We start from the raw sequence: 23,272 nt of genomic DNA, 5'->3' as shown, positions 1-23,272 counted from the left end.
GAGGTCGGGCGTTGAAAAGCGCGGGCGGGATTGTGCACCGGACTTCATGACGCCCCGTTGGTCATGCGCGTCCGACCTGGGGATTCATCGGCTGGTAGAGTCGCAACCCATGATCAACAGGTGGATTGCGACATGAAGGTCTCGGTGCTCGCCCTGGAAGGCCATTTCGACACCGGCCTGGCCGTGACGCTGGATGTCCTGCGGGCGGCCAACAACCTGTCGGCGCTGCTGCCAGGGCTGGCGGCGCCGTTCGACGTGACGGTGGTCGGCGTGCGCAAGCGCGTGCGCTCGGGGCAGGGACTGACGGTGCCGGTGCAGGAGATCTCCTCGCGGTCGCGTCCGGATTGGGTGCTCATGCCCGCGCTGGCCGCGACCACGCCGGACCGGTTGCTGCCCGCGCTCGAGCGGCGCGACGTGGCCGATGCGATGGACCAGCTGCGCACCTGGCATGCGAAGGGCGTGCCGATCGGGGCCTCCTGCATCGGGACCTTCGTCGTCGCGGAGGCGGGGCTGCTCGACGGCCGCGAGGCGACGACGACGTGGTCGCTCTCGCCGCTGTTCCGCCAGCGCTACCCGGAGGTCGCGCTCGACGAATCGCGGATGCTGGTGCCGACCGATGTCGGCGTCACGGCGGGCGCGGCGATGGGGCACCTCGACCTCGCGCTGTGGCTGGTCCGCAAGGCGAGTCCGGAGCTGGCGGCGCTGGTGTCGCGCTACCTGCTCGCCGACATCCGCAGCCTGCAGGCGCCGTACATCATCCCGAATCACCTCGCGCAATCGGACCCGCTGATCCTGAGCTTCGAGCGCTGGGCGCGCGGACGGCTGAAAGACGGCTTCTCGCTGCAGGACGCCGCCGGCGCGCTGGCGACGACGGCGCGCACCTTGCAGCGGCGCTGCCAGGCGGTACTGGGCAAGTCGCCGCTGGACTACTTCCAGGACCTGCGCGTCGAGCGCGCGCAATCGCTGCTGCACGGGAGCGGGTTGGACCTCGAGGCCATCGCGGCGGAGGTCGGTTACGCCGACGGCGCGACGCTGGGCACCTTGCTGCGCCAGCGGCTGGGACGCGGCGTCCGCGAGCTGCGCAACGACCTGCGCTGAGCAGCGCCGATCGTCGGTCAGCGGCGCGGTGCCGCGTCCGTCCGGCCCTCAAGCTCTCAAGCTCTCAGGCCGGAGCCGGTGTCATTTCGCCGGGATCAGGCGAGCCAGCGGCATGAGCGGCACGACCGGACGCAGTTCATAGCTCATGACGCCCGACGCCACCAGCGGCAGCGTGTTCAGCGCGGCCTGGGCGTCTTCCAGCGACGGCACGTCCATCAGGAAGATCGGACCGGCCTTTTCCTGGAACCAGAACTGGTCGACCTTGCCGGAGAGGTAGAGGCGGACCGTGTCATGGACCTCGGCGGGCATGTGCGCGTTGATGACCTCGGGGGTCAGCGAGGGGGTGGGGGACGAGATGGCGAAGACCTTCATGGTGAGCTCCTTGTCAGTTCGAAGGGGTGGATGACGGAGTGAACTCTATCGACGGGCCTCAGAGGAATGAACGGTCACAAACGACATCTTTGAAGTCGATTGCGACATCCCGTGTCGCCGACGGAGCGGGCGACTACAGTTGCGCCATGCCTGTTCCACCTGTTGAATCGCCGGCCGACGTTCCGGCCGATCCGCCCGCCGGCTTCCGGCCTGGGTCCCCGCTCAAGCTGCTGCGGACCGGTCGCCTGCTGATGCGGGCCTCCACGCCCGCGCTGGCCGAGGCGACGATCGACTTCCAGTCGCGCAACCTCGCGCACTTCGCCCGCTGGGATCCGACGCGGCCGGTGGACCATTGGGAGCTGGACGTCACGCGGACCCGCCTGGCCTGCGAAGAAGCCGCCTTCGACGCGGGCACGATCTGGCGCTACTGGCTGTCGCTGGCCGATGCGCCGGACCGCGTGATCGGCGTGTGCGCGGTGTCCGAGGTGGTGCGCGGCGTGTTCCAGAGCGCGATGCTGGGCTACAGCCTGGACGTGGGCTGTGTCGGCGGCGGCCTGATGCAGGAGGCGCTGAAGCACCTGATCGACGAGGTCTTCGGGCCGGCGGTGTCGCTGCATCGCCTGCAGGCCTCGGTGAGGCCGGAGAACGCGCGCAGCCGTCGCGTGCTGGAACGCCTGGACTTCCGCCGCGAAGGCTTCAGCCCCCGCTACCTGTTCATCGATGGCGCCTGGCGCGACCACGAGACTTTCGCGCTGATCAATCCGCATTGGGGCGAGACCCAGCGGCCGGCGGTCTGAGGGACGGCTTGAGGATGAAACAGCAGCCTGGGGACGTGTTCATCGGTGCTGGCGTGGTCGCCACGGCGATCGCATTGACCTACCTGGTATCAGGTCCTGTCGCGGTCATCGGGCTGATCTGGCTCGCGCTTTCGGCCAAGCTCGTGCTCCATCTTCTCTCGCGCGATGACGAAGGCGCCCAGTTGCTCGGAACGCTGCTGCTGTTGGCCGTGCTGCTTCGTCACCTGATGCCGCGGCGTTACAAGCAGATGATCCTGCAATGGCAGCACGACGGCGTTCCGCCGAGGATCGATGGGGTCGAATGACGGGTCGACAGTGCTCACGTCGGAGGTGCTGACGGTGGTGCTGACGATGGTGCTGACGGTGGTGCAGGCGCAGCTGCGTGAGGGTTTGAAGGCTTGAAAGGACCGAAAGCTCGACCTTCGCATGAGCATGTGCGCCGACCTTCTTTGGCCGGGCACGCCAACGCCCGCAGGCTATGAGGTTGTCGTGACTGATGAATCCCCGAAAGCCCCCATGTCCCTTCGTTCGTCCCCCCGTCCGCTGATCTCCGGAATCCCGCTGAGCGCCGTCGCGCTCGCCGCCATCGCCAGCCTTGTGCCGGCTGTCCAAGCCCAAGCCCAAGCCCAAGCTCAGACCCAAACCCAGACGGCGTCGCCGTCGGCCGCCGTCGGCGACCAGCTCCAGCAGGTCGTCGTGACCGGTACCCGTCGCGTGAATCGGACGGTCGCGGAGTCTGAATCGCCCGTCGACGTCCTCAGCGTGGCCGATCTGCAACGGACCGGCACCTCGGAACTCGCGACTGCGCTCGGGCAGCTGCTGCCGTCGCTGAACTTCCCGCGTCCGTCGCTGACCGACGCCTCCGACGCCGTGCGGCCCGCGCAGCTGCGCGGGCTCTCGCCGGACCAGACCCTGGTGCTGATCGACGGCAAGCGCCGCCACACGACCGCGGTCGTGAACATCAACGGCACGCAGGGCCGCGGCTCCGCGCCGGTGGACCTGAACACCATCCCGTTCGCCGCCATCGAGCGGGTCGAAGTGCTGCGTGACGGCGCCGCCGCCCAGTACGGCTCCGACGCGATCGCCGGCGTGATCAACATCGTGCTGAAGAAGGGCGCCAAGGGCGGCAGCGTCAGCGCTGAAATCGGCCAGACCGACGCTGGCGACGGCTTCCGTCATACCGAATCGGCCAGCGCCGGTTTCGCGCTCGGCCAGGACGGCTGGGTGCGCTTCGCGCTCGAGAACCGCCATCAGCAGCGCACCAACCGCGCCGGCGTCGACACGCGCGACGCGGCGACCGAGCCGCGCCTGGGCCAGGTCAACAACCGCCTCGGCGATCCGGACAGTCATCAGCAGTCCGCCGTGATCAATGCCGAAGTCGCGCTGACCGGCAGCCTGCAGGCCTATGCCGTCGCCACGCTCAGCCATCGCGACACGGTCTCCGCCGCGTTCTGGCGCACCCGCGCGACCGCCGTGGCCAACAACGTCGCGGGGCTGTACCCCGAAGGTTTCCTGCCGCTGCAGGACAGCACCACCGTCGACACCGGGATCGTCGCCGGCCTGCGCGGCGAACTCGCCGGCTGGTCCTGGGACGCGAGCCTCAACCATGGCCGCAACCGCTTCGACATCGACGTGGCCAACACGGCCAACTACTCGCTGGGCAACGCGAGCCCGACCCGCTTCGACGCCGGCCGGCTCAGCAACCAGCAGACGGTGCTGAACCTGGACCTGTCGCGCGAGGTCGACCTCGGCCTCGCCGCGCCGTGGACCCTGGCGCTCGGCGCCGAAGCCCGCCGCGAGCGCTACGAGATCGACGCCGGCGAACCCGCGTCGTACCAGAGCGGCGGCGCGTCCGGCTTCCCCGGCTTCCAGCCGAGCAACGCCGGCGCGCATTCGCGTCACGACATCGCCGCCTACGCCAGCCTGGAAGGCCAGGTGACGAAGGCCTTCAGCGCCTCCGCCGCGCTGCGGGCCGAGCACTACAACGACTTCGGCAACGCGACCTCGGCCAAGCTGTCCGGCCGCTATGCGTGGTCGCCAGCCGTCGCGCTGCGCGGCACCGTGTCCACCGGCTTCCGCGCGCCGTCGCTGGCGCAGCAGTTCTTCGCGACCACGTCGACCAACCTGATCAACGGCGCGCTGGTCGATGCGGGCACCTTCCCGGTCGAATCGGCCGCCGCGGCGGCGCTGGGCGCCAAGCCGCTCAAGGCGGAGAAGTCGCGCAACCTGAGCCTCGGCCTGCTGCTGCAGCCGCTGGCGCAGTGGCAGACCACCGTCGACGTCTACCAGATCGACATCGACGACCGCATCCTGCTGTCGGCCAACCTGACGCTGCCCGCTGCGCTGCGCAACCAGCTGGCGGCGCAGGGCGTGCTGGTCAGCGCGGGGCGCTACTTCACCAACGCGCTGGACACGCGCACGCGTGGCGTGGACATCGTGAGCACCTGGCAGCAGGACTGGGGCGGCGCGGGCCGCGGCCAGTACACGGTGGCCTACAACCACAACAAGAACTCGATCCGGCATGTCGACGACAACCCGGCGATCCTGACCGCCAACAGCCTGGAGCTGATCGACCGCGTCTCGCTGGCGCGCGCCACGATCGGTTCGCCGAAGGACAAGCTGGTGCTCGGCGCCGAGCATCGCTGGGGACCTTGGATAGTCCGCGCGGCGGCGAGCCGTTACGGCAGCTTCGTGATCCGGCAGTCCAACGCGACCAACGACCAGACCTTCGGACCGGCGTGGCTGCTGGATGTGTCGGCGGGCTGGGAGCAGGGCGCCTGGTCGCTCAGCGCCGGCATCGACAACGTCACCAACCGCTATCCGGATCGCGTGATCACACCGAACGCGGTCGGCGGCATCCTGGCCTACAACCAGTTCTCGCCGTTCGGCGCGAACGGACGCCAGTACTACGCGAAGGCCGCTTACCGCTGGTGAGCGGGCGGCGTCGTCGGCAGCAGCCGGCGCTGACGCCAGACCGGCGCATCGGTCGGGAACAGCATCGTGCCCGGTTGGAGCAGGCACAGGTGCTGGGCTGCGGCGATGCGCTGGCGCTGTGGGCCGTGCGCCAGCAGCTCGGTCGCGACGGCCGCGTCCAGCGGCCGGCCGACGAACAGGCGACGGCCTGGGGCGAGAGATTGCCGTGACGTCTGCCGCGTCTGCCACCAGCGCAGCACGCGGTCCGCGTCCGGCCAGGGCAGGTGCTCATCCGGATCGGTGGTGATCTCGTCATCGTCCGGATCGTCGCTGGGGTCGGCCGTGGACATGGCGGGCGGGCGGCGTTCCAACTCGTGCTTGGCGAGGTCCGCGCCGGTGAGCAGGCTGAACGATTCCGCCGCCAGCCGCGCCAGCGCCGGATCGTGCATCCACGCGATGAGCGACGCTTCGTGCGTCGCATCGCCCGTGTGGCCCATGCCCGCGATGACCTCGCGCAGGGCCGACGGCGATGTCGCCATCGTCCGCAGCAATTCGCGCGAGGCGTCCAGCGGCATTGCCTTGACCACGCGGCGCAGGGCGCGTTCGCGCCAGCGCCCCGGGCCCAGGCTCATCGCGGTCAGCGTCTCGATCGCGCGGTCACGCTCGCCGAGCAGCAGGGCGGCGCCCGCGGCGCGATAGCGGCACGCGCGATGATCGTCCTTCAACGCTCGAACGCAGTGGTCGAGCAGGTCGCGTCGGCCCAGCTCGCCGGCTGCCTGGAGCCCGCGGGCGCGCAACGACGGATCGGCGTCCTCGATCGCCCGAGCCAGCGCTGGTCCGGGATCCACGCGATGCATTGCGCAGCAGGCCAGCGCGAGCCGCCGCCACAGCGGGGACGGTGCGTTCAGCAGATCCCGGATCGTGCCTTGCAGGAAGCGCGGCGAGGCCCAGCCGGACGCCGCCATCAGCATCGGCGCCAGCGTCGGTTTCGCCTCGGCGATCGCCAGCAGGCGGTGGACGGCCGCGAGGTCCTCGCTCTCCAGGGCCATCAGCGCGAGCGGCGCGGCCGCCCAGGCCTCGTCATGCGCCAGCAGTCGCCGGCAGGCCGTCAGGCCGCCCGGCGCGGTCCGCAGTCCGTCGATGGCCGCGGACAGGCGCTGATCCAGGTCTTCCAGATCGCGCAGCAGGTAGTGCGGCTGTCCGATGGCCTGCGTGCGCAGGTGCCAGAGGAATGCAGCCTCGTCGGCGTGTTCCCCGACGATGTCGGCATAGAGGTCCTCGCCGCCGGCATCGGCATGGGGGAACCTGCGGGAAGGGTCGAGAGCGGGGTCACGTGTTGCGCTCCGCGCCTCAGCGGCGTTGCGGACCGGTGTAGCGGTACGGTGGCGCGCCAAGCTCGCCGAAGTCCTCCAGGTCCGCCACGGAGCGGAGGAACGGATGGTCCTCCGGATCGAGCGAGCGCAGGAAGGCATCCCAGAGCGCGACATTGCTGGCGGGGTCGTAAGGACGCCCCGGGTCGTAGGCCTCCCGCGGCACGGGCGATCCCAGTCGCGGGAAGTTCTCGAACAGATCCGGCTTGTAGCCCGCCAGCTCGACATCGACGGCGTGGAAGCGTTCCAGCCGCTGCAGGCAGGCCTCCCACCAGGCGTCGAACGGCGCGGGGTCGGGGCAGACGTGATGGGCCAGGTGGTACATCCAGAGCGCCTGCAACGACGGATCCGGATCGTTGCCCATGTCGTGCAGCGCGGTGTTGAGGATGTCGATGGCCAGGGCGATCGCGCCCGTCACCGGCCCGTGCCACTCGAACTGGCTGGCCTCCACATACTCGACATAGGCCTCGTGGACCGCGCCGGCCCAGGCCGCGTCCAGGTACTGCCGCGCCAGCGGCGGGACGGGATGCCGGGAGAAGCGGCGCAGCAGCCACTCGGCCGAGGCGATGGCCAGTCCCAGGCTGGCCTTGCCGGTGAGGTGGGACAACCGCGCGGACACCTCGCCGTCCTCGCCGTCGTCCTCCTGCTGGTAGTAGGCGTGCTGTCCGTACTCGTCCCAGGGGTAGTCGCAGGCCTGGCCGGCGGCTTCGCTGCCGGAACGGTCCTCGTGATCGGCGCTCATCAGGCGGGATCCTTCAGGTGGGGGTAGGGGGCACCGACGAAGCCGAGCGCGCGCATCGCGTCCGGCGCGCGCAGGTACCGGTTACGGCGCCAGTCCAGCGTGGCCACGAAGGCTGCGACGAGCGCCTCGCGGTCCTGCGCGGCGTAGGGAACGGCCGGGTCCAGGAGCTCCGGCGGCAAGGCCGGGCCGCGATGGGGCGCGATGAACGCGAGGTAGGCCTCGTAGGTCGGGAACTCGCGCTTCTGCCGGAACGGTTCCGCCGGGCGGCGGGCGAAGCGTTGCACGCGCTCGATGGCCTGCTCGAACCAGGCGACGAAGGCGGGACGGTGCTCGGGCCCCATGACGCGCTGCGTGATGTGCGAGGCATGGAAGGTCTGCATGATCGGCGCGTAGTAGCTCTCCAGGTACTTCTCGCGATTCAAGGCCTTCCTCTGGTAGCTCATCACCTCCATCAGCGCCGACTGGGCGGGCGGCGTGTCCACCGGCTTGCGGACATCGCCCGCGTCCCGGTCGACGTAGCGTCCATCGATCTGGAACGCGAACGCGGCCTGCGCCAACTCCAGTGCCGAGGCCGCCAGGGCGGTCGAGCCTTCCAGTCGGGCCGCGGTCCACGCCAGGACGCCGGCGCACAGCGTGATCTGGCCGCAGTTGGTGAGCATGTCCAGCTTCTCCAGCAGCGGCGTCACCGCATTGGCCGGACCGCCGTGCCGTCCCGCGCCCCGCCACGCGAATTCGGGCGTGGGCTGGGACAGCGTGTCCGGCAGGAAGGCCGGCCGGAAGGGCCTGTCGGCAGGGGGGCGTTCAGTCATCGCAGTCGGGTTTCTTCTTCTGGTTGTGCTCGTCGCAGATCCAGATGTCGAGACATCCGGCGGCCTCGATGGCGCAGATCAGCGGGCTGCAGCTTTCCTCGCAGGGGGAGCGGGTGGTCAGGTTCTTCTTCGGGCCGTTGGGCCAGTTGATGTTCAGCAGCAACTGGCCGCCGTTGGCATTGCCGCCGGACAGCAGGGCCTTCTTGAAGATCTCGTCGATGATCTTGGGCTCCGCGTGCGCGGGGTAGTTGGGCGTCATGCTCTCGAAGCTCTTGTAGTCGTGCGGCGTCTTCTCGGTCTTGCCGAAGCAGGCCAGCGTACCGTGACTCTGCCGGTCGATGCCGGACTTGGACTTTCCCGGCGTGATGTTGAGGAACTCCTGGACCCCCGGCTCGGCGAGCACCTTCGCGCGGTCGACCTGGGTGCTCACGCCCGTGGCCCAGTCCGCGCCCGGCTGGCCCTTGCTGCAGGCCTTGTAGTCGATGGGCGCGCTCTCGCCCTGGCGGAAACGGCCGTGGGACACGGTCTGGTTGCTGGGGATCGACTTGTCCTTGCGCGCGTCCTCGTTCTTCTGGGCCAGCTCGACGCACTCCTCGTCGACCTCGAGCTTGGCCGCGCCGCCGTTGTTGACGGTCGGCGGCGTGTTGCACATGTTCGAGTGGTTGTGCGTCGTCAGGTCCATGAAGCGCGTGACGTTCGCGCCCTCGGCCTTCACGTCCATCGACCAGGCCGCGAACTTCATCGGTCCCGTCAGGTTGTGCGACCCGACGCCCATGCCGAAGCTGCGCGTGGCGGGCTCGTCGCCGGTGCTCTTGCTGTACTCGGACGCGTTCTTCTTGCCGACCTCCTGGCCGCCGATCTTCACCGTGCGGCTGCCGCCGCTGGTGTTCGAGGACACCGCCGTGTTGGGGTAGGGGATGGGGATCGGGCCCGCGGGCGGACCGGGCGGCGACAGGCAGACATCGGGCATTGCGGCGATCGACCGGTTGGACGAGGCCTTGGCCGAGATTTCCTTGCCGTTGGCGAAGACGTTCTTTCCCATGTCTCAGGATCCTGTGGCGTCGCCGCGCTCGAAGCGCGTGATGAGGGCGATCCGGCTGCCGTCGTCCTCGCCGGCGTGCAGCAGCGCGTGCTGGCCGGGCGCGTAGGCCTTGACGCCGGCCTCCAGCGCCCAGCCCAGCAGGCAGGGGAAGGTGGCCGCGCCGACCTCGCCGATGCCTTCCGCCGGATGCCAGACGTCCATGAAGCCGCGCGGCCGGCGCGAACCGCCGTCCGGCGCATGGTCCAGGCGCGCGCCGGCCAGCGCCTGTTCCTTGAACTTGAAACGCTCGCCGTTGTGGTCGCTGATGGAGAAATGGAGGTCGTGGAAATCGATGCCGGTGCCGGTCAACGCGCTCCGGATGGCCTGCGTCAGGCCGTCGCCTCGAACCGGCGCATCGGCGTGGCCGCCGTCGCGGCTCGCGTCGACCGCCTGGCCGATGCCGGCGATGACGAGCTCGTCGCGCCGGGTGTCGCCCGACGGCGTCACGATGACGCCGCACGCGGCTTCTCCCGGCAGGAACCCGTTGCTGTTGGCGGGACTGAACAGCCGGCCCCGATCGAGGTAGTGCTCGATCAGCGGCTGGGTCAGGAAACTCTCGGCGCCGACGATCAGGCAGGCGGGGGCGCCGCGCCCGATCAGGCCGGCGGCGACGGTCAGCGCCTGCGCGATACCGGTCCGTCCGCCCGCGATCACCCCCGATCGCGGAGGCAAGGCGTCGCCACGGTGTCGTGCCAGGGCCGACAGGACCAGGTCATCGAAGCCCGGCGCGCGATGCGGCCGGTCCCGCGGCGAGAGCAGGACCAGCACGGGCAGCTCGGGCGCGGGCAGTCCCAGTTGCCGGGCCTGTGCGGTGCACTGCGCGATCACCGGCGCCAGCAGTTCGGGGATCATCGTCGGGCCGGACCACCATTGCCGCAGCCGGGGACGTGCGACGCGCACGTTCGTCCCGGCGAAGCGGTCCCACAACGGCGCTTCGCGGGCTCCGCCGATGCCGGCCCGCAACGCGGCGCAGGTGGTCGCGCCGGTGTTGCCCAACGCGGTCAGCATCGCGTGGCCGACGATGGCCAGGGGCGCGCTCATCGACGTCCTCCGCGCCGCGCCCGCACCAGGTCGGCCAGATGCCGGTAATGCGTCTTGCCGGTCTGCCGCGCGCGCAGCAGCCCGGGCGTGCGGCTGAGCGTGGTCTCGATCTGCATCTCGCGCAGTTCGAAGGGGTCGCGATCGAGCGGGCAGGCCGCGCGCCAGGTCAGGCACAGCCGGTCCTCGTCCGGCGCGATGAAGACGGTGTCCAGACGGGCCGGCACTTCCAGCACCGGCGCGCGGTGGCGCAGGAATCGCACGACCACCTCGTCGCGTGGCAGCCGCGCCTCGATGCGCGGCCGGGAGGCCAGGTTGGCCAGCACGATCGTCTCGCCGCCGACCGGGTAGGGCATCTGCTGGTCCGGCGGCGCGGCCTGGTCGTAGCGCGGGTCGAAGTCGTCCGGCAGCCAGGGCCGCTTCTCGGCCATCCATCGGGCGTCGTAGGTGCCGGCGAAACCGCAGCGCGGCAGCCAGTGCCGGCCCAGCGGACCGAAGGCCATCGGTGCGTAGTCGCCGTGGGGATTCGACACCGGATGGCCGATCTCCTCGGTGGTCGGCAGCGCCGCGCCGGCGAGGCGCTCGGCGATGCGGCCATGACCGGTGCCGGAGGGGTTCCTGCGGAAGATCGAGAGGGACGTGGGGTCCGAAGGGTCGATCTCGGTGCCGCCGAAGGCATGGTCGTAGCTGATCGGCTGCGTGACGAAGGGTTCCGGCTCGGTCGACTTCCATCCGAGCACGCCCTTGCGCCATTCGCGACGGCCGACGACGGACAAGGCCTTGCGGCAGTCGCCGACCATGAAGCCGGCGTCGAGTCGCGTGACGGGCCGGCCGTCCGGCGCGTGCGCGCTGGCGCTCAGCAGCACGTCGCATCGCGGCTTGAAGAGTGCGAAGTCGTGGTCGTGCAGTGGCGCGTCCACGGCGGGGTCCTCGCCCAGCACATCGGCCTCGTGCAGCGGCTGCTGCTCGTCGGCCAGGCGCGCGCCGCGTTCGCCGCAGGCGCTCAGCACGAAGGTGCCCTTGACCACGACGACGGCGACCTCGCGCCCGTCCGGACGATGGCCGACGCTCCATCCGGCCGCGTAGGCGGTGGGGTTGACGACGATCATGCGGGAGCGTTCAGTTGAGCTGGACTGATCCGCCCTGGAGACGGTTCGCGCCGGTGGCGCGGCTGAGCACATGGGTGCCTTCGATCAGCACCTTGCCGGCCTGCGTCAGCGTGATGCTGGCCTTGCCGCAGCGCAGGACCATCTGGCGCTCGGCCTGCACGAGGCAGCGCTGGCCGTCGACGTCGACATGGAGCACGGTCGGCCGGGTGTCCGCATCGCGCCCGCCGCGGAGCACGCCCATCACCACGGCCTGCGGGACGGAACCGGGGATCACGGTGAACAACACCTGGCACCCGATGTGCCCGGCGTGCAGGTCCACGATGGTCGACGCGCGCAGCATCGCGGCGGTGGCACCGGCGCCGTCCTGCACGATCGCGATCGTGCCGCCCTCGGCCAGTGCCGCCAGCTCGCCGAGCCGCAGCGCGGGCGCCAGGCCCAGCGCCTGCAGCGCGGAGGTGTCGAATGGATCTCTGCCGCTCATGTTGGCCTCCCAGCCGTCTTGCGCCCGGCGGGTCTGCCGGGGCCAAGCACGGGACCATAGGGGCAGCGCCTCCCCGCTCCATGTGAACAAGGTCATGCCCGCGAGTAACGGGTCATTTCACAGGCCAGGGATGGGGTGTCGGCCGTGGTGGTGAGCCTGGATCCGGGGACGACGCGCAGGTGCCGCGGTTCAGGTCAGGGACTGTCGAGGCGATGCCGCCCGGCGTCCGCATCGCGGCCGAATCACGGCGCGCGATCGCGCTGTGTCAGACGAGCCCTTGCTTGCTCGCCAGCACCGCCGCTTCCGCGCGGCTGGACACGTTGAGCTTCTTGTAGATGCTCTTGATGTGGTCGTTGACGGTGAACCACTTGATGCCCATCAGGTTCGCGATCTCCTTGATCGTGAAACCCTTGCTGAGGTAGGTCAGCACCTCGTTCTCGCGCGGGGTCAGGCGTTCCCATTCGGGCACCGGATCCAGCGTGACGCCGCGCGTGCTGGGCGTGGCCGACGAGGTCAGGCTGCCGAAGCCGGAGTTCAGCCCCATCGGTCCCGAGTCGCCGGTCGAGCCCGGACGGAAATGCGACAGCAGCCGGCGTGCGATCGCCGGCGACAGCGGCGGCTGGCCGCGCACGATGCGCTGCAGCTCTTCCACCAGCACCTCGAAGCGGTCTTCCTTCAGCAGGTAGCCGTCGGCGCCGCGCTGCAGGGCAGGGAAGAGGTGGTCGTCGTCGGAATACAGCGTCGTGACGATCTTGACCGCCGGCTTGCCGGCGAGCTCCCCGAGGAACTCCATCCCGTTGCCGTCCGGCAGCTCCAGGTCGATCAGGATCAGCTTGTAGCCCGTGGCGGGCGACTCGGCCTCCACCTTGGCCAGATTGCGGCGGGCGCCTTCCAGGTCACCGGCCTCGGTGATCTCCATGCCGTCGCTGAAGCTTTCACGCACCACGCGGCACAGGAAGCTGCGGGCGACGGGGTTGTCTTCGACGATGAGAACTTTGACGGCCATGGTGTGGGGAGCGATAGCTGGCCGCATCCTAGCAGCGCCCCCAGGCTTGGATGCCCCGTGAAACAGGGTGTCGGTGGACGGTCGCCCGCCCGTCGACCGGCGGTCTGCTGCCGGTCTGCCGGCGGGCGGTCCGCGCTCAGCCGTTCACCACCACCAGCTTGCCCACCACCTGCCGCGACGCCATGCGCGCGAAGGCCCGCGGCAGCTCCTCCATCGGCAGCACCTGGTCGATTACCGGCCGGATCTTGCCCGCCGCGTACCACTGGGCGAGGGTCATCATCATCGCGGCGTTGCGCTTGGGTTCGCGCTTGGCGAATTCTCCCCAGAAGACGCCGACCAGCGAGGCGCCCTTGAGCAGCGCCAGGTTCAGCGGCAGCGCCGGGATGCTGCCCTGGGCGAACCCGACCACCAGGTAACGCCCGCGCCAGCCGATCGAGCGGAAGGCCGCCTCGGCCAGGTCGCCGCCGACCGGGTCGTAGATGACGTCCGGGCCCTTGCCCTCGGTCAGGGCCTTGATCTCGTCGCGCAGCGAGCCGCTGGCGTAGTTGATCGTGGCATCGGCGCCGATCTCGCGGCAACGCGCGCACTTCTCGTCCGACGAGGCCGCCGCGATCACCCGCGCCCCGGCCGCCTTGGCGATCTGGATCGCCGCGGTGCCCACGCCGCCCGCCGCGCCCAGGATGAGCACCGTCTCCCCGGGCTGCAGCGCGCCGCGGTCGATCAGCGCGTGATGGCTGGTCGCGTAGGTGCAGATGAAGGCCGCGGCGTCCTCGAAGGGGAAACCCGGAGGCAGCGGCAGCGCCAGCGCCGCGGGCACCAGCGCCTCGGTGCCGAAGCCGCCGGTGCCGGTGAACGCCGCCACCGCGTCGCCCGGCTTGAAGCCGGGCACGCCGTCGCCGACCGCCTCGACGATGCCGGCGAACTCGGTGCCCGGCACGAAGGGCAGCGGCGGCTTCATCTGGTACTTGTTCTGAATGATCAGCAGGTCGGGGAAGTTCAGGCTCGCCGCCTTGATCGACACCTTCAGCTGGCCCGGGCCTGGGGGCGGGGACGGCAGTTCCTTCCACTGCAGCGCCTCGACGCCGACCGGGTTCTCGCACAGCCATGCCTTCATGTCTCGTCTCCTCGTTCCTATCAAGCGGAGCCCCGCCGCGGGGTCGCCGGGCGCATGATAGGCAGCACGGGTGGACCCTCGCGTCGCCGGGGTGACGGCCTGCCTACAATGCCGCCCATGCGCATCCTCATCGCCAACGACGACGGCTATCTGGCCCCCGGACTCGCCGCCCTGGTCCGTGCCTGCGAAGGGCTAGGCACGGTGGAAGTCATCGCCCCCGAGCAGAACGCCAGCGGCACGTCCAACTCGCTCACGCTGCACCGGCCGCTGTCGGTCTACACGGCCTCCAACGGCTACCGCTATGTCAACGGCACACCGTCGGACTGCGTCCACCTGGCCCTGACCGGGCTGCTGGACTACAAGCCCGACCTGGTGCTGTCCGGCATCAACAACGGCGCCAACATGGGCGACGACACGCTCTATTCGGGCACCGTCGCCGCCGCCACCGAGGGCTATCTCTTCGGAGTGCCCTCCATCGCGTTTTCGCAGGTCGAGAAGGGCTGGGGTCACCTGGACGCCGCCACGGCCGTGATGCGGACGCTGATCCAGGACGTCATCGCCGGCGGGCTGGACAAGGCCTTCCTGCTGAGCGTCAACATCCCGAACCGCGCGGACGCCACGTCGCTGCCGCGTCGCATCACCCGCCTGGGCCGCCGCCACGCCAGTGAAGCCACCATCCAGCAGCGCAGCCCGCGCGGCGACATGATCTACTGGATCGGCCCCGCCGGCGCCGAGCGCGAGGCGGGCGAGGGCACCGACTTCCACGCCACCGCCAACGGCGCCGTGTCGGTCACGCCGCTGCAGGTCGACCTCACCGAGCACGCCACGCTGGGCCACTGGCGCCAGCAATTGCAGACCGACGGCCGTCCATGACCTCGTTGCCGCCCCGGCCCAAGCGTTTTCCGCTGTCGCTGGACAAGCTCGGATCGACCCGGCCCGGCGCCCCGAGCGCCGCCGCGGCCGCCGAGGCGCGCGAGCCGCTGAAGCCCCAGGGCCACTGGCAGCAGGCCGCCGCGATCAAGGCGCGGCAGACCACGCCGATCGGGCTGGGCCTCGATTCGGCCGGCGTGCGCCAGCGCATGGTCGAGCGGCTGCGCCGCGAAGGGCTGTCCGACGAGCGCGTGCTGCAGGCGCTGGCCACCGTGCAGCGCCACCACTTCGTCGACTCCGCGCTCGCCACCCAGGCCTACGAGGACACGAGCCTGCCGATCGGGCACGGCCAGACGATCTCCAAGCCGTCCGTCGTCGGCCGGATGATGGCCTTGATGCTGGATGCGCCCGGCGCGCGCCAGCGCGGCCATCTGGGCAAGGTGCTCGAGATCGGCACCGGCTGCGGCTACCAGGCCGCGCTGCTGATGCAGCTGGCCAGGCAGGTCGTGTCGGTCGAGCGGCTCAAGCCGCTGCACGACAAGGCGCGCGCCAACCTGGTCGGCCATCACCAGATCCGGCTCGTGTACGGGGACGGCATGCTCGGCCATCGGCCGTCGGCGCCCTACGACAGCATCATCTCCGCCGCCGGCGGTGACGACATCCCGCAGGCCTGGCTGGACCAGCTCGCGCCCGGCGGCCGGCTGGTCGCGCCGATGACCGCGCCCAGCGGCCGGGGGCAAGTCCTGGTCCTGATCGATCATGTCCGCGACGCCGCGGGCTCGCGTTTCCTGCGCAGCCTGCATGAGGCCGTCCTGTTCGTGCCCCTAAAATCAGGGGTCCTGTAGCGCGCCGGCCACCGTCTGTCGCTTTGCGGCCTCCGCGCTTCGGCTTTCCATATGACAACTTCGCGCATGCAACCACTCTTCCGTTCCCCGCTGCTCTGGGTCTCCGTGGCGGTGCTCGCGCTCACGGGCTGCCAGAACACCCCGCACCGCGCACCGGTGGAGGACCGTCCCGTCGGCAAGGGCGCGCCCGCCGTCATCCCCGGCACGGCGGTCACGCCGGCCCCGGAATCGAAACCGCTGCCCGGCGCCGAGAACGCCGGCAAGCCTGGCTACTACACGGTCAAGCCCGGCGACACGCTGATCCGCATCGCGATGGACAACGGCCAGGGCTGGCGCGAGGTGGCGAGATGGAACGGCATGGACAACCCCAACCTGGTCGAGGTGGGTCAGGTCTTGCGCGTGGTGCCGCCGGGTCTCGACCCGGGCGCCGTGACCACGAAGCCGCTGGTGACCTCCAAGGTGGAGACGCGGCCGCTGGATGGCAAGTCCCCGGCTCCGGCGACGACGACCGCCGCGGCGTCCGCGCCGGCCAGTGCCACCGCCGCCCCGAGCGTGCCCCTGGCCGCCAAGGACGACGATGACATCAGCTGGGGCTGGCCCGCGTCCGGCGCCGTGGCCGCCGGCTTCGACGAGGTCCGCAACAAGGGCATGGCCTTCTCCGGCAAGGCCGGCGATCCGGTCTTCGCCGCCGCCGATGGCCGCGTGATGTATGCGGGCGCGGGGTTGCGCGGATACGGCAACATGATCATCATCAAGCACAGCACGAACTATCTGACGGCTTACGCGCACAACCAGACCCTGCTGGTCAAGGAAGACCAGGTGGTGCGCAAGGGCCAGAAGATCGCCGAGATGGGTTCCAGCGACGCGGATTCGGTGAAGCTGCACTTCGAAGTGCGCAAGCAAGGCAAGCCGATCGATCCGTCCAAGTTGTTGCCCGCGCGCTAGAGGCGCTCAAGGAGGCGCCGCAACATGACATTGCATCGCGCCTCTTCGACTGACGGATTGCTGCCTGACGGCCTGGACCGACCCGTTCATCCCGGCCGCTTCAAGCTGCCGCCCGAGCTGGCCGCCGATGGGCATGAGTCCGGGCATGAGTCCGGGCATGACACGGGGCATGACGCCGCGCACGCGGCGGGTCATGACGAGGGCCACGACGGCCACGATCATCACGATGGCCAGGACGGTCACGATCACGACGGTGACCGCGATCCCGCGTCGCGCGACGACGACACCGCGTCCGTTGCGGTCGAAGCGGCCACCGACGATGACGACGACGTCCGTGTGCTGCGCGGTGTCGAGTCCGAGGACGGCAAGAAGGCCAAGTCCGGCAAGGGCGACCTCGGCCCCGCCGACGGCGATGCCACCAACGCCCTGCAGGCCTACCTGCGCGACATCCGGCGCACGCCGCTGCTGACGCCGCAGGAGGAGTACGACACCGCCGTGAAGGCGCGTGCCGGCGACTTCGAGGCGCGCCAGGCGATGATCGAGCACAACCTGCGGCTGGTCGTCAGCATCGCCAAGAACTACCTGGGCCGCGGCCTGCCGATGAGCGATCTCATCGAGGAGGGCAACCTCGGCCTGATGCACGCGATCGGCAAGTTCGAGCCCGAACGAGGCTTCCGTTTCTCGACCTACGCGAGCTGGTGGATCCGCCAGGCGGTGGAGCGCGCGCTGATGCATCAGGCGCGCCTGGTGCGGCTGCCGGTGCACATCGTACGCGAACTCAACCAGGTGCTGAAGGCGCGCCGCGCGCTGGAGTCGCTGGCGGCGCAGCGCGGCGGCGAGGGCGGGGTCCGCGCCGAGGACGTCGCGCAGGCGCTGGGCCGTCCGGTCCACGAGATCGCCGAACTGCTGGCCTACGCGGAACTGCCGAGCTCGCTGGATTCGCCGGTCGACCGCAACGGCGAAGGCGGCGAGTCGATGCTGGATCTGGTGGCGGACGAGCAGGCGGTCGATCCGGCGGGACATCGACTCAGCCATGAACTCGAGGACCTGCTCAAGGGCGGGCTGGCCTCGCTCAGCGACCGCGAGCGCGAGGTGCTCGCCGGCCGCTACGGCCTCGCGGACCGCGAGCCGGAGACGCTGGACATCCTGGCCGTGCGGCTCAGCCTGACGCGCGAGCGCATCCGGCAGATCCAGATCGAGGCGCTGGCCAAGCTCAAGCGCAACATGATGCGGCAGGGCATCAGCCGCGATTCGATCTTCTGAGACGGTCCGCGGGACCTTCACGCGGGGCGCTGGGATAATGCGCCCCCATGACTGATGTATCGGAATGGCTGAAGGTCGACTCGCTGGACCTGGAAGCGCAGGGCGTCGCCCACAACAGCGAAGGCAAGGTGGTGTTCATCGAGGGCGCCTTGCCCGGCGAGGAGGTCCAGGTCTCCGTCGGCCGCAAGAAGAACAAGTGGGAGCAGGCCGTGCTGGTCGCGATGCGTCGCGAGAGCTCGCAGCGCGTGCGCCCCGTCTGCCCCCATTTCGGCCTGCATCCCGGCGCCTGCGGCGGCTGCAAGATGCAGCATCTGCATCCGGGCGCCCAGGTCGCCGTCAAGCAGCGCGTCCTCGAGGACAACCTCTGGCACCTCGGCAAGGTCAGGACCGAGTCGCTGCTGCGCCCGATCGAGGGCCCGGCCACCGGCTACCGCTACCGCGCGCGCCTGTCGGTCCGTTATGTGCCGAAGAAGGGCCAGGTGCTGGTCGGCTTCCATGAGCGCAAGAGCCGCTACATCGCCGACATGCAGGTCTGCAAGGTGCTTCCCGAGAAGATCAGCGCGATGCTGATGCCGCTGCGCGATCTGGTCGGCGCGATGGACGCGCGCGAGCGGCTGCCGCAGATCGAGCTCGCCATCGGCGACACCGACGGCACGCAGGTCATCGCGCTGGTGCTGCGTCACCTGGAGCCGCTGAGCCCGGGCGACCTCGCCAAGCTGCGCGCGTTCGCGGCCGAGCACGGCGTGCAATGGTGGCTGCAGCCCAAGGGACCGGACACGGTGCATCTGCTCGACCAGGGCGGCCCCGAGCTGGCCTACACGCTGCCGGAGTTCGGCGTGCTGATGCCGTTCAAGCCGACCGACTTCACCCAGGTCAACCACCACATCAACACGGTGCTGGTCGGCCGTGCGTTGCGGCTGCTCGGCGTGCAGAAGGGGGAGCGTGTCATCGACTGGTTCTGCGGCCTCGGCAACTTCACGCTGCCGCTGGCCACGCAGGCGCGCGAGGTACTGGGCATCGAAGGCAGCGAGGCGCTGGTGCAGCGCTCTCGCGAGAACGCGGTGCGCAACGGCCTCGACAACAAGGCGAGCTTCGTCGCCCGCAACCTGTTCGAGATGACGCCGCAACTGCTGGCCGCCGACGGCGTGTCCGACCGCTGGCTGATCGATCCGCCGCGCGAAGGCGCGTTCGCGCTGGTGAAGGCGCTGGCGGATCTGATCAAGGATCCGTCGCTGGCGCCCGGCTGGACGCCGCCCGAGCGCATCGTCTACGTGTCGTGCGCGCCGTCGACGCTCGCGCGCGACGCGGGGCTGCTGGTCCACGTGGCCGGCTACCGCTGCACGAAGGCGGGCGCGGTGAACATGTTCCCGCACACCGCGCACGTCGAATCGATCGCGGTCTTCGAGCGCGATCCCGAGGCGCAGGCGCGCATCGCGCGGGGCGAAGCGGCGACCGGCATCGGTGCCGGTCTCCTCGCGGAGGCCGGCTCGGACGCCACCCTGCGCGTCGATGCCGAGGGCGGCACCGACGCATCGTCATCTCCGATCGCTGAGTTGACCGCTTAATGAGGTCGTGCGGTCGGCGCAGGGGCGCATGACGAGTCGCGGGGGCAGGGGGCGCTCGTAGAATCGACGGCTTCGGTTTCTCGCCTCGGCAGGTCCTCCAGATGTCCGGCAGCACTTTCGGCAGCTTGTTTCGCGTCACCAACTTCGGCGAGAGCCACGGTCCGGCCATCGGCTGCGTGATCGATGGCTGCCCGCCGGGGCTGGCACTGTCGGTGGCGGACATCCAGCCCGAGCTCGACCGGCGCCGTCCGGGCACCTCGCGCCACGTGACGCAGCGCCAGGAACCCGACCAGGTCGAGATCCTGTCCGGCGTCTACGAAGGCCTGACCACCGGCACGCCGATCTGCCTGCTGATCCGCAACGTGGACCAGCGCAGCAAGGACTACGGGAACATCCTCGACACCTTCCGCCCGGGCCACGCCGACTACACCTACTGGCGCAAGTACGGCCTGCGCGATCCGCGCGGCGGCGGGCGCTCGTCGGCGCGGCTGACGGCGCCCATGGTCGCGGCCGGCGCGGTCGCGCGCAAATGGCTGCAGGAGGAACTCGGCATCGGCTTCCGCGGCTGCATGACCGCGCTCGGCGAGATCGATCTCGCGTTCGAGGGCTGGGAGCACGTCGGCCAGAACCCGTTCTTCGCCGCCAATGCGTCGCAGATCCAGGCGCTCGAGGACTACATGGACGCGCTGCGCAAGGACGGCGACTCCGTCGGCGCGCGGCTGATGGTCGAGGCCACCGGCATGCCGGCCGGCCTGGGCCAGCCGCTGTTCGACAAGCTCGACGCCGACATCGCCTACGCGATGATGGGCATCAACGCGGTCAAGGGCGTCGAGATCGGCGCCGGCTTCGAGAGCGTGCGCCAGCGCGGCAGCCAGCATGGCGACGAGCTGACGCCCGAGGGCTTCGCCAGCAACAACGCCGGCGGCGTGCTGGGCGGGATCTCCAGCGGCCAGGACCTGCGCGTGGCTATCGCCATCAAGCCGACCAGTTCGATCCGCACGCCCAAGGCCTCGATCAACCGCGCCGGGGAACCGACGACGGTGGAGACCTTCGGCCGCCACGACCCGTGTGTCGGCATCCGCGCGACGCCGATCGCCGAGGCGATGCTGGCGCTGGTCGTCATCGACCACGTGCTGATGGACCGCGCCCAGTGCGGGGACGTCGAACTCCCGATTCCCGCGATCGCGGGTCAACGTCCGGCCGGTGACTGACGGTGGCTGACAGCCGCCGCGTGCTGCGCGCCAGCGCGCTGCTCGGCTGCGCCTATTACGGCAGCATCGGGTTGTTCAACCCGTTCGCGCCGCTCTGGTACAAGTCCCTCGGCCTGCCGGTCGTCGCGATCGGGCTGCTCGTCTCGATGCAGAGCTGGACGCGGCTGTTCGCGCCCTATCTCTGGGGCCTGGTGGCCGATCGCAGCGGGCGGCGCGTCGAACTGATCCGCGCCGCGGCGCTGGCCTGCTGGGTCAGCGCGCTCGGACTGCTGCTGGTGCCGGCGACCTCGGCCTCGGGCGCGGCGCCGGTGATCGGGCTGACGCTGGTCGTCTTCCTGATGTACTTCTTCAACGCCTGCGTGACGCCGCTCAACGAGGCGCTCATCGCGCACGAGCTCGCCGCCAGCGGCGGCATGGATCCGAAGCGTTACGGACGCGTGCGGCTGTGGGGCTCGGTGGGCTTCCTGGCGACCGTCGTCGGCGGCGGCTGGTGGTTCGACGGGGCGGGGATGTCCGTGTTCCCGCTGACGATCGTCGTCGGCTTGTCGGCGCTCGTGATCGCCGCCTGGCGTTTGCCCAAGCGCGCGGCCGTCCAGCACGACGCGGCTGAACCGGTGTCGGTCGCCGACACGCTGCGCCGGCCCGAGGTCGGCTGGTTCTTCCTCGGCATGTTCTTCACCGTGCTCGCGCACACGGCGATCTACGCGTTCTACAGCCTCTACCTGGACCGGCTCGGTTACGGCAAGGGGCAGGTGGGGGCGCTCTGGGCCGTGTCGGTGGCGGCAGAGATCTGCTGGTTCGCGTTCCAGGGCCGCTGGGTGCGCCAGCACCACCTGCACCACTGGCTGGTCGCCGCCGCGCTGCTCGCGGCGCTGCGCATGGCCGGCACCGCGTGGCTGGGCGCCAGCCTCGCCGCGATGGTGCTGCTGCAGTGCTGCCATGCCGTCACCTTCGCGGCGCAGCACACCGCCTGCATCGGCCTGATCGGGCGCTACTTCCCCGGGCGCCTGCAGGGCCGCGGGCAGGCGCTGTATGCGGTGCTGGGCTACGGTGTCTCGGGCGTGCTCGGCAGCCTGGGCGGCGCCTGGCTGGCCGAAAGTCATGGGTATGCCGCCTGCTTCTGGGCCGGCGCGGTCTTCGCGCTCATCGGCGCCTGGAGCCATTGGCGCTGCGCGAAGCGGGATCCTCTGCAGGCGGTCTGACGCTATCGAACCGTCGCCACCGAGAGTGGGAATCCCAGGCCACCGCCCCTCTGGCGAACGCGAGATCGAAGACCCCGCGTGGTCATTTCATCGGGCCGTCCTGCAATCCGTCGTCGGTCGCGGCAATTTCAGTCCCGGAGAAAAGCAGGCCATGACGCGCAATCTGCAATTCGTCGCGTCCGGCCGTCGCATCATTTGAGGGATTCCTACACTCCGCCGCATTCAAGGATCATCGATTGGGTGGTCCCGTGTCGAAGGATGGGGGAGATCATGCGCAAGCAATGGTGGTTGGCGGGTGTGGCGGTGGTGGTCCTCGCGGGCGGCGCTGGCGTGTATGCCACGAGCGGGGGCAGTGCCCCGGCGGCGAAGAAGGAAGACGCCAAGCCGGCCCTGGAGTTCCAGGCCGGCGAGATCGTCAAGCCGACGATGGCACCGATGCCCGGCGTCATCGAGTTCTCCGGCCCGCTGGTCGCGCCGAACACGGTGATCGTCCGCGCCAAGGCCTCGGGCAGCCTGGACCGCCTCGCGGTCGCCGAGGGCAGCCGCGTGAGCGCCGGCCAGTCGCTGGGTCAGCTGGACCTGGAGGAACTGCGCCACAAGGTCGCCGAACGCAATGCCAGCGTCGAGGCCATGCAGGCCATGTACGAGCAGTCCGAGCGCCAGTACAAGGCCAACCAGGGGCTGGCCTCGCAGAACTTCATCGCGCCGACGGCGCTGGACAACTCCCGCGCCCAGCTCGAATCGGCCAAGGGCCAGATGCTGTCCGCCAAGGCGCAGCTGGGCACGAGCGAGGTGCTGCTGCGCCAGGCCGCGCTGGTCTCGCCGATCAGCGGCATCGTGTCCAAGCGTCACACGCTGCCCGGTGAGAAGGTGGCTGCCGAACAGCCGGTGCTGACCATCGTCGACCTGTCCAAGCTGGAACTCGCCGGCCTGGTCGGCATGCACGAGGTCAGCAAGCTGTCGCCGGGCATGACGGTGCAGCTGAAGATCGAGGGTTTCGACGACCCGGTGACGGCCCGCATCGCGCGCATCTCGCCGGCCGCCGAGCCGGGCACCCGCTCGATCGGCGTGACGCTGTCGCTGGACAACCCCGGCGAGCGTTTCCGCGCCGGCCAGTACGCGGTCGCGCGCGTCGAGCTGGCGGACGACAAGCCGCGGCTGACCGTGCCGGTGACCGCCATCGGCGCGGTGTCCGGCCAGGAGCATGTCTGGCTGATCGAGAAGGGCACGCTGGTGCGCCGCATCGTGACCACCGGCCGCCGCGACCCGCGTGAGGGCCGTGTCGAGATCCTCGCCGGCGTGACGCCGCAGTCGCAGGTGCTGGGCGCACGCTTCGACAACCTGAAGGAAGGCGAGCGCGCCGAGATCCGCGTGCCCAAGGCCAGCGTGGCCAGTGCCGCCGCCAGCGGCAACGCCGCTCAATAAGCAGAACAACAACAAT

The 23,272-nt window shown here is 70.1% G+C and carries 22 protein-coding genes; 12 read left to right on the top strand and 10 right to left on the bottom strand.

Going from position 1 to position 23,272, the window contains the following annotated elements; translation table 11 throughout:
• Positions 1 to 132 precede the first annotated feature (132 nt).
• Positions 133 to 1,098 carry a GlxA family transcriptional regulator gene (locus tag ACQ859_RS19485; protein WP_431262322.1) on the top strand — a complete coding sequence of 322 codons (966 nt, stop codon included), beginning with the start codon at positions 133 to 135 and terminating at the stop codon, positions 1,096 to 1,098.
• A gap of 81 nt (positions 1,099 to 1,179) precedes the next feature.
• Here ACQ859_RS19485 and ACQ859_RS19480 read toward each other — a convergent pair whose 3' ends face one another.
• Positions 1,180 to 1,470: a hypothetical protein gene (locus tag ACQ859_RS19480; protein WP_431262321.1), complete on the bottom strand. Its 291-nt coding sequence runs from the start codon at positions 1,468 to 1,470 to the stop codon at positions 1,180 to 1,182.
• Between the two features lie 146 nt (positions 1,471 to 1,616).
• Between ACQ859_RS19480 and ACQ859_RS19475 the strand changes: the two genes are divergently transcribed.
• From ACQ859_RS19475 to ACQ859_RS19465, 3 genes are all read left to right on the top strand, one after another.
• Positions 1,617 to 2,267, top strand: coding sequence for a GNAT family N-acetyltransferase (locus tag ACQ859_RS19475; RefSeq protein WP_431262320.1), 651 nt, complete (start codon positions 1,617 to 1,619; stop codon positions 2,265 to 2,267).
• A gap of 14 nt (positions 2,268 to 2,281) precedes the next feature.
• The gene (locus ACQ859_RS19470; protein ID WP_431262319.1) at positions 2,282 to 2,572 is read left to right on the top strand and encodes a hypothetical protein; all 291 of its coding nucleotides are present in this window, start codon (positions 2,282 to 2,284) and stop codon (positions 2,570 to 2,572) included.
• A gap of 211 nt (positions 2,573 to 2,783) precedes the next feature.
• Positions 2,784 to 5,201: a TonB-dependent receptor plug domain-containing protein gene (locus ACQ859_RS19465; protein ID WP_431262318.1), complete on the top strand. Its 2,418-nt coding sequence runs from the start codon at positions 2,784 to 2,786 to the stop codon at positions 5,199 to 5,201.
• Here ACQ859_RS19465 and ACQ859_RS19460 read toward each other — a convergent pair.
• The 9 genes from ACQ859_RS19460 to ACQ859_RS19420 form a co-directional block, all read right to left on the bottom strand.
• A complete protein-coding gene (locus ACQ859_RS19460) occupies positions 5,189 to 6,574 on the bottom strand; it encodes a TIGR02270 family protein (RefSeq protein ID WP_431262317.1) in 1,386 nt (461 codons plus the stop codon). The genes ACQ859_RS19465 and ACQ859_RS19460 overlap by 13 nt on opposite strands.
• A complete protein-coding gene (locus ACQ859_RS19455; RefSeq protein WP_431262316.1) occupies positions 6,531 to 7,292 on the bottom strand; it encodes a hypothetical protein in 762 nt (253 codons plus the stop codon). Before ACQ859_RS19455 ends, ACQ859_RS19460 begins: the two co-directional genes overlap by 44 nt.
• Entirely contained in the window at positions 7,292 to 8,101 is an 810-nt protein-coding gene (locus tag ACQ859_RS19450; protein ID WP_431262315.1) for a hypothetical protein, read from the bottom strand. Before ACQ859_RS19450 ends, ACQ859_RS19455 begins: the two co-directional genes overlap by 1 nt.
• Positions 8,094 to 9,143 (bottom strand): DUF4150 domain-containing protein, encoded by a 1,050-nt coding sequence (locus ACQ859_RS19445; protein ID WP_431262314.1) that lies wholly within the window; start codon positions 9,141 to 9,143, stop codon positions 8,094 to 8,096. Before ACQ859_RS19445 ends, ACQ859_RS19450 begins: the two co-directional genes overlap by 8 nt.
• A gap of 3 nt (positions 9,144 to 9,146) precedes the next feature.
• Positions 9,147 to 10,223: a hypothetical protein gene (locus ACQ859_RS19440; protein WP_431262313.1), complete on the bottom strand. Its 1,077-nt coding sequence runs from the start codon at positions 10,221 to 10,223 to the stop codon at positions 9,147 to 9,149.
• Complete coding sequence (locus ACQ859_RS19435) at positions 10,220 to 11,329, bottom strand: DUF2169 family type VI secretion system accessory protein (RefSeq protein WP_431262312.1); 1,110 nt, start codon at positions 11,327 to 11,329, stop codon at positions 10,220 to 10,222. Before ACQ859_RS19435 ends, ACQ859_RS19440 begins: the two co-directional genes overlap by 4 nt.
• Positions 11,330 to 11,339: 10 nt before the next feature.
• The gene (locus ACQ859_RS19430; protein WP_431262311.1) at positions 11,340 to 11,810 is read right to left on the bottom strand and encodes a DUF6484 domain-containing protein; all 471 of its coding nucleotides are present in this window, start codon (positions 11,808 to 11,810) and stop codon (positions 11,340 to 11,342) included.
• 265 nt (positions 11,811 to 12,075) lie between these two features.
• The gene (locus ACQ859_RS19425) at positions 12,076 to 12,816 is read right to left on the bottom strand and encodes a LuxR C-terminal-related transcriptional regulator (RefSeq protein ID WP_431256989.1); all 741 of its coding nucleotides are present in this window, start codon (positions 12,814 to 12,816) and stop codon (positions 12,076 to 12,078) included.
• A gap of 136 nt (positions 12,817 to 12,952) precedes the next feature.
• Positions 12,953 to 13,930, bottom strand: a complete 978-nt coding sequence (locus ACQ859_RS19420) for an NADPH:quinone oxidoreductase family protein (protein WP_431262310.1) — start codon at positions 13,928 to 13,930, stop codon at positions 12,953 to 12,955.
• Between the two features lie 117 nt (positions 13,931 to 14,047).
• Here ACQ859_RS19420 and surE point away from each other — a divergent pair, with 117 nt between their 5' ends.
• From surE to ACQ859_RS19380, 8 genes are all read left to right on the top strand, one after another.
• Positions 14,048 to 14,803: a 5'/3'-nucleotidase SurE gene (gene surE, locus ACQ859_RS19415; RefSeq protein ID WP_431262309.1), complete on the top strand. Its 756-nt coding sequence runs from the start codon at positions 14,048 to 14,050 to the stop codon at positions 14,801 to 14,803.
• Positions 14,800 to 15,645 carry a protein-L-isoaspartate(D-aspartate) O-methyltransferase gene (locus ACQ859_RS19410; protein ID WP_431262308.1) on the top strand — a complete coding sequence of 282 codons (846 nt, stop codon included), beginning with the start codon at positions 14,800 to 14,802 and terminating at the stop codon, positions 15,643 to 15,645. The genes surE and ACQ859_RS19410 overlap by 4 nt, the downstream gene beginning before the upstream one ends.
• Positions 15,646 to 15,711: 66 nt before the next feature.
• The gene (locus ACQ859_RS19405; protein ID WP_431262307.1) at positions 15,712 to 16,590 is read left to right on the top strand and encodes a peptidoglycan DD-metalloendopeptidase family protein; all 879 of its coding nucleotides are present in this window, start codon (positions 15,712 to 15,714) and stop codon (positions 16,588 to 16,590) included.
• Between the two features lie 339 nt (positions 16,591 to 16,929).
• Positions 16,930 to 17,853: an RNA polymerase sigma factor RpoS gene (gene rpoS / locus ACQ859_RS19400; protein ID WP_431266601.1), complete on the top strand. Its 924-nt coding sequence runs from the start codon at positions 16,930 to 16,932 to the stop codon at positions 17,851 to 17,853.
• Between the two features lie 47 nt (positions 17,854 to 17,900).
• Positions 17,901 to 19,418 carry a 23S rRNA (uracil(1939)-C(5))-methyltransferase RlmD gene (gene rlmD, locus ACQ859_RS19395; protein ID WP_431262306.1) on the top strand — a complete coding sequence of 506 codons (1,518 nt, stop codon included), beginning with the start codon at positions 17,901 to 17,903 and terminating at the stop codon, positions 19,416 to 19,418.
• A 101-nt stretch (positions 19,419 to 19,519) separates the two neighbouring features.
• Positions 19,520 to 20,629, top strand: a complete 1,110-nt coding sequence (gene aroC, locus ACQ859_RS19390; protein ID WP_431262305.1) for a chorismate synthase — start codon at positions 19,520 to 19,522, stop codon at positions 20,627 to 20,629.
• A 2-nt stretch (positions 20,630 to 20,631) separates the two neighbouring features.
• Positions 20,632 to 21,831 (top strand): MFS transporter, encoded by a 1,200-nt coding sequence (locus tag ACQ859_RS19385; RefSeq protein WP_431262304.1) that lies wholly within the window; start codon positions 20,632 to 20,634, stop codon positions 21,829 to 21,831.
• 270 nt (positions 21,832 to 22,101) lie between these two features.
• On the top strand, positions 22,102 to 23,256 hold the full coding sequence (locus ACQ859_RS19380; RefSeq protein WP_431262303.1) for an efflux RND transporter periplasmic adaptor subunit: 1,155 nt from the start codon (positions 22,102 to 22,104) through the stop codon (positions 23,254 to 23,256).
• Positions 23,257 to 23,272: the final 16 nt, after the last annotated feature.

Origin of the sequence: Roseateles chitinivorans (assembly GCF_050632235.1) — a bacterium.
In the GTDB taxonomy this organism is placed as follows: Bacteria; Pseudomonadota; Gammaproteobacteria; order Burkholderiales; family Burkholderiaceae_C; genus Roseateles; species Roseateles chitinivorans_A.
The sequence above is the reverse complement of the archived record's forward strand: the minus strand, read 5'-3'. Positions and strand labels throughout refer to the sequence as shown.

Excerpts from the sequence above, each read along its gene's own strand:
- ACQ859_RS19470 (WP_431262319.1), top strand. The coding sequence starts at position 2,282 with ATGAAACAGCAGCCTGGGGACGTGTTCATCGGTGCTGGCGTGGTCGCC.
- ACQ859_RS19475 (WP_431262320.1), top strand. The coding sequence starts at position 1,617 with ATGCCTGTTCCACCTGTTGAATCGCCGGCCGACGTTCCGGCCGATCCG.
- ACQ859_RS19465 (WP_431262318.1), top strand. The coding sequence starts at position 2,784 with ATGTCCCTTCGTTCGTCCCCCCGTCCGCTGATCTCCGGAATCCCGCTG.
- ACQ859_RS19410 (WP_431262308.1), top strand. The coding sequence starts at position 14,800 with ATGACCTCGTTGCCGCCCCGGCCCAAGCGTTTTCCGCTGTCGCTGGAC.
- surE (WP_431262309.1), top strand. The coding sequence starts at position 14,048 with ATGCGCATCCTCATCGCCAACGACGACGGCTATCTGGCCCCCGGACTC.
- ACQ859_RS19440 (WP_431262313.1), bottom strand. The coding sequence starts at position 10,223 with ATGAGCGCGCCCCTGGCCATCGTCGGCCACGCGATGCTGACCGCGTTG.
- aroC (WP_431262305.1), top strand. The coding sequence starts at position 19,520 with ATGTCCGGCAGCACTTTCGGCAGCTTGTTTCGCGTCACCAACTTCGGC.
- ACQ859_RS19455 (WP_431262316.1), bottom strand. The coding sequence starts at position 7,292 with ATGAGCGCCGATCACGAGGACCGTTCCGGCAGCGAAGCCGCCGGCCAG.
- ACQ859_RS19485 (WP_431262322.1), top strand. The coding sequence starts at position 133 with ATGAAGGTCTCGGTGCTCGCCCTGGAAGGCCATTTCGACACCGGCCTG.
- rlmD (WP_431262306.1), top strand. The coding sequence starts at position 17,901 with ATGACTGATGTATCGGAATGGCTGAAGGTCGACTCGCTGGACCTGGAA.
- ACQ859_RS19420 (WP_431262310.1), bottom strand. The coding sequence starts at position 13,930 with ATGAAGGCATGGCTGTGCGAGAACCCGGTCGGCGTCGAGGCGCTGCAG.
- ACQ859_RS19480 (WP_431262321.1), bottom strand. The coding sequence starts at position 1,470 with ATGAAGGTCTTCGCCATCTCGTCCCCCACCCCCTCGCTGACCCCCGAG.
- ACQ859_RS19405 (WP_431262307.1), top strand. The coding sequence starts at position 15,712 with ATGCAACCACTCTTCCGTTCCCCGCTGCTCTGGGTCTCCGTGGCGGTG.
- ACQ859_RS19435 (WP_431262312.1), bottom strand. The coding sequence starts at position 11,329 with ATGATCGTCGTCAACCCCACCGCCTACGCGGCCGGATGGAGCGTCGGC.
- ACQ859_RS19425 (WP_431256989.1), bottom strand. The coding sequence starts at position 12,816 with ATGGCCGTCAAAGTTCTCATCGTCGAAGACAACCCCGTCGCCCGCAGC.
- ACQ859_RS19450 (WP_431262315.1), bottom strand. The coding sequence starts at position 8,101 with ATGACTGAACGCCCCCCTGCCGACAGGCCCTTCCGGCCGGCCTTCCTG.
- ACQ859_RS19445 (WP_431262314.1), bottom strand. The coding sequence starts at position 9,143 with ATGGGAAAGAACGTCTTCGCCAACGGCAAGGAAATCTCGGCCAAGGCC.
- ACQ859_RS19380 (WP_431262303.1), top strand. The coding sequence starts at position 22,102 with ATGCGCAAGCAATGGTGGTTGGCGGGTGTGGCGGTGGTGGTCCTCGCG.
- ACQ859_RS19430 (WP_431262311.1), bottom strand. The coding sequence starts at position 11,810 with ATGAGCGGCAGAGATCCATTCGACACCTCCGCGCTGCAGGCGCTGGGC.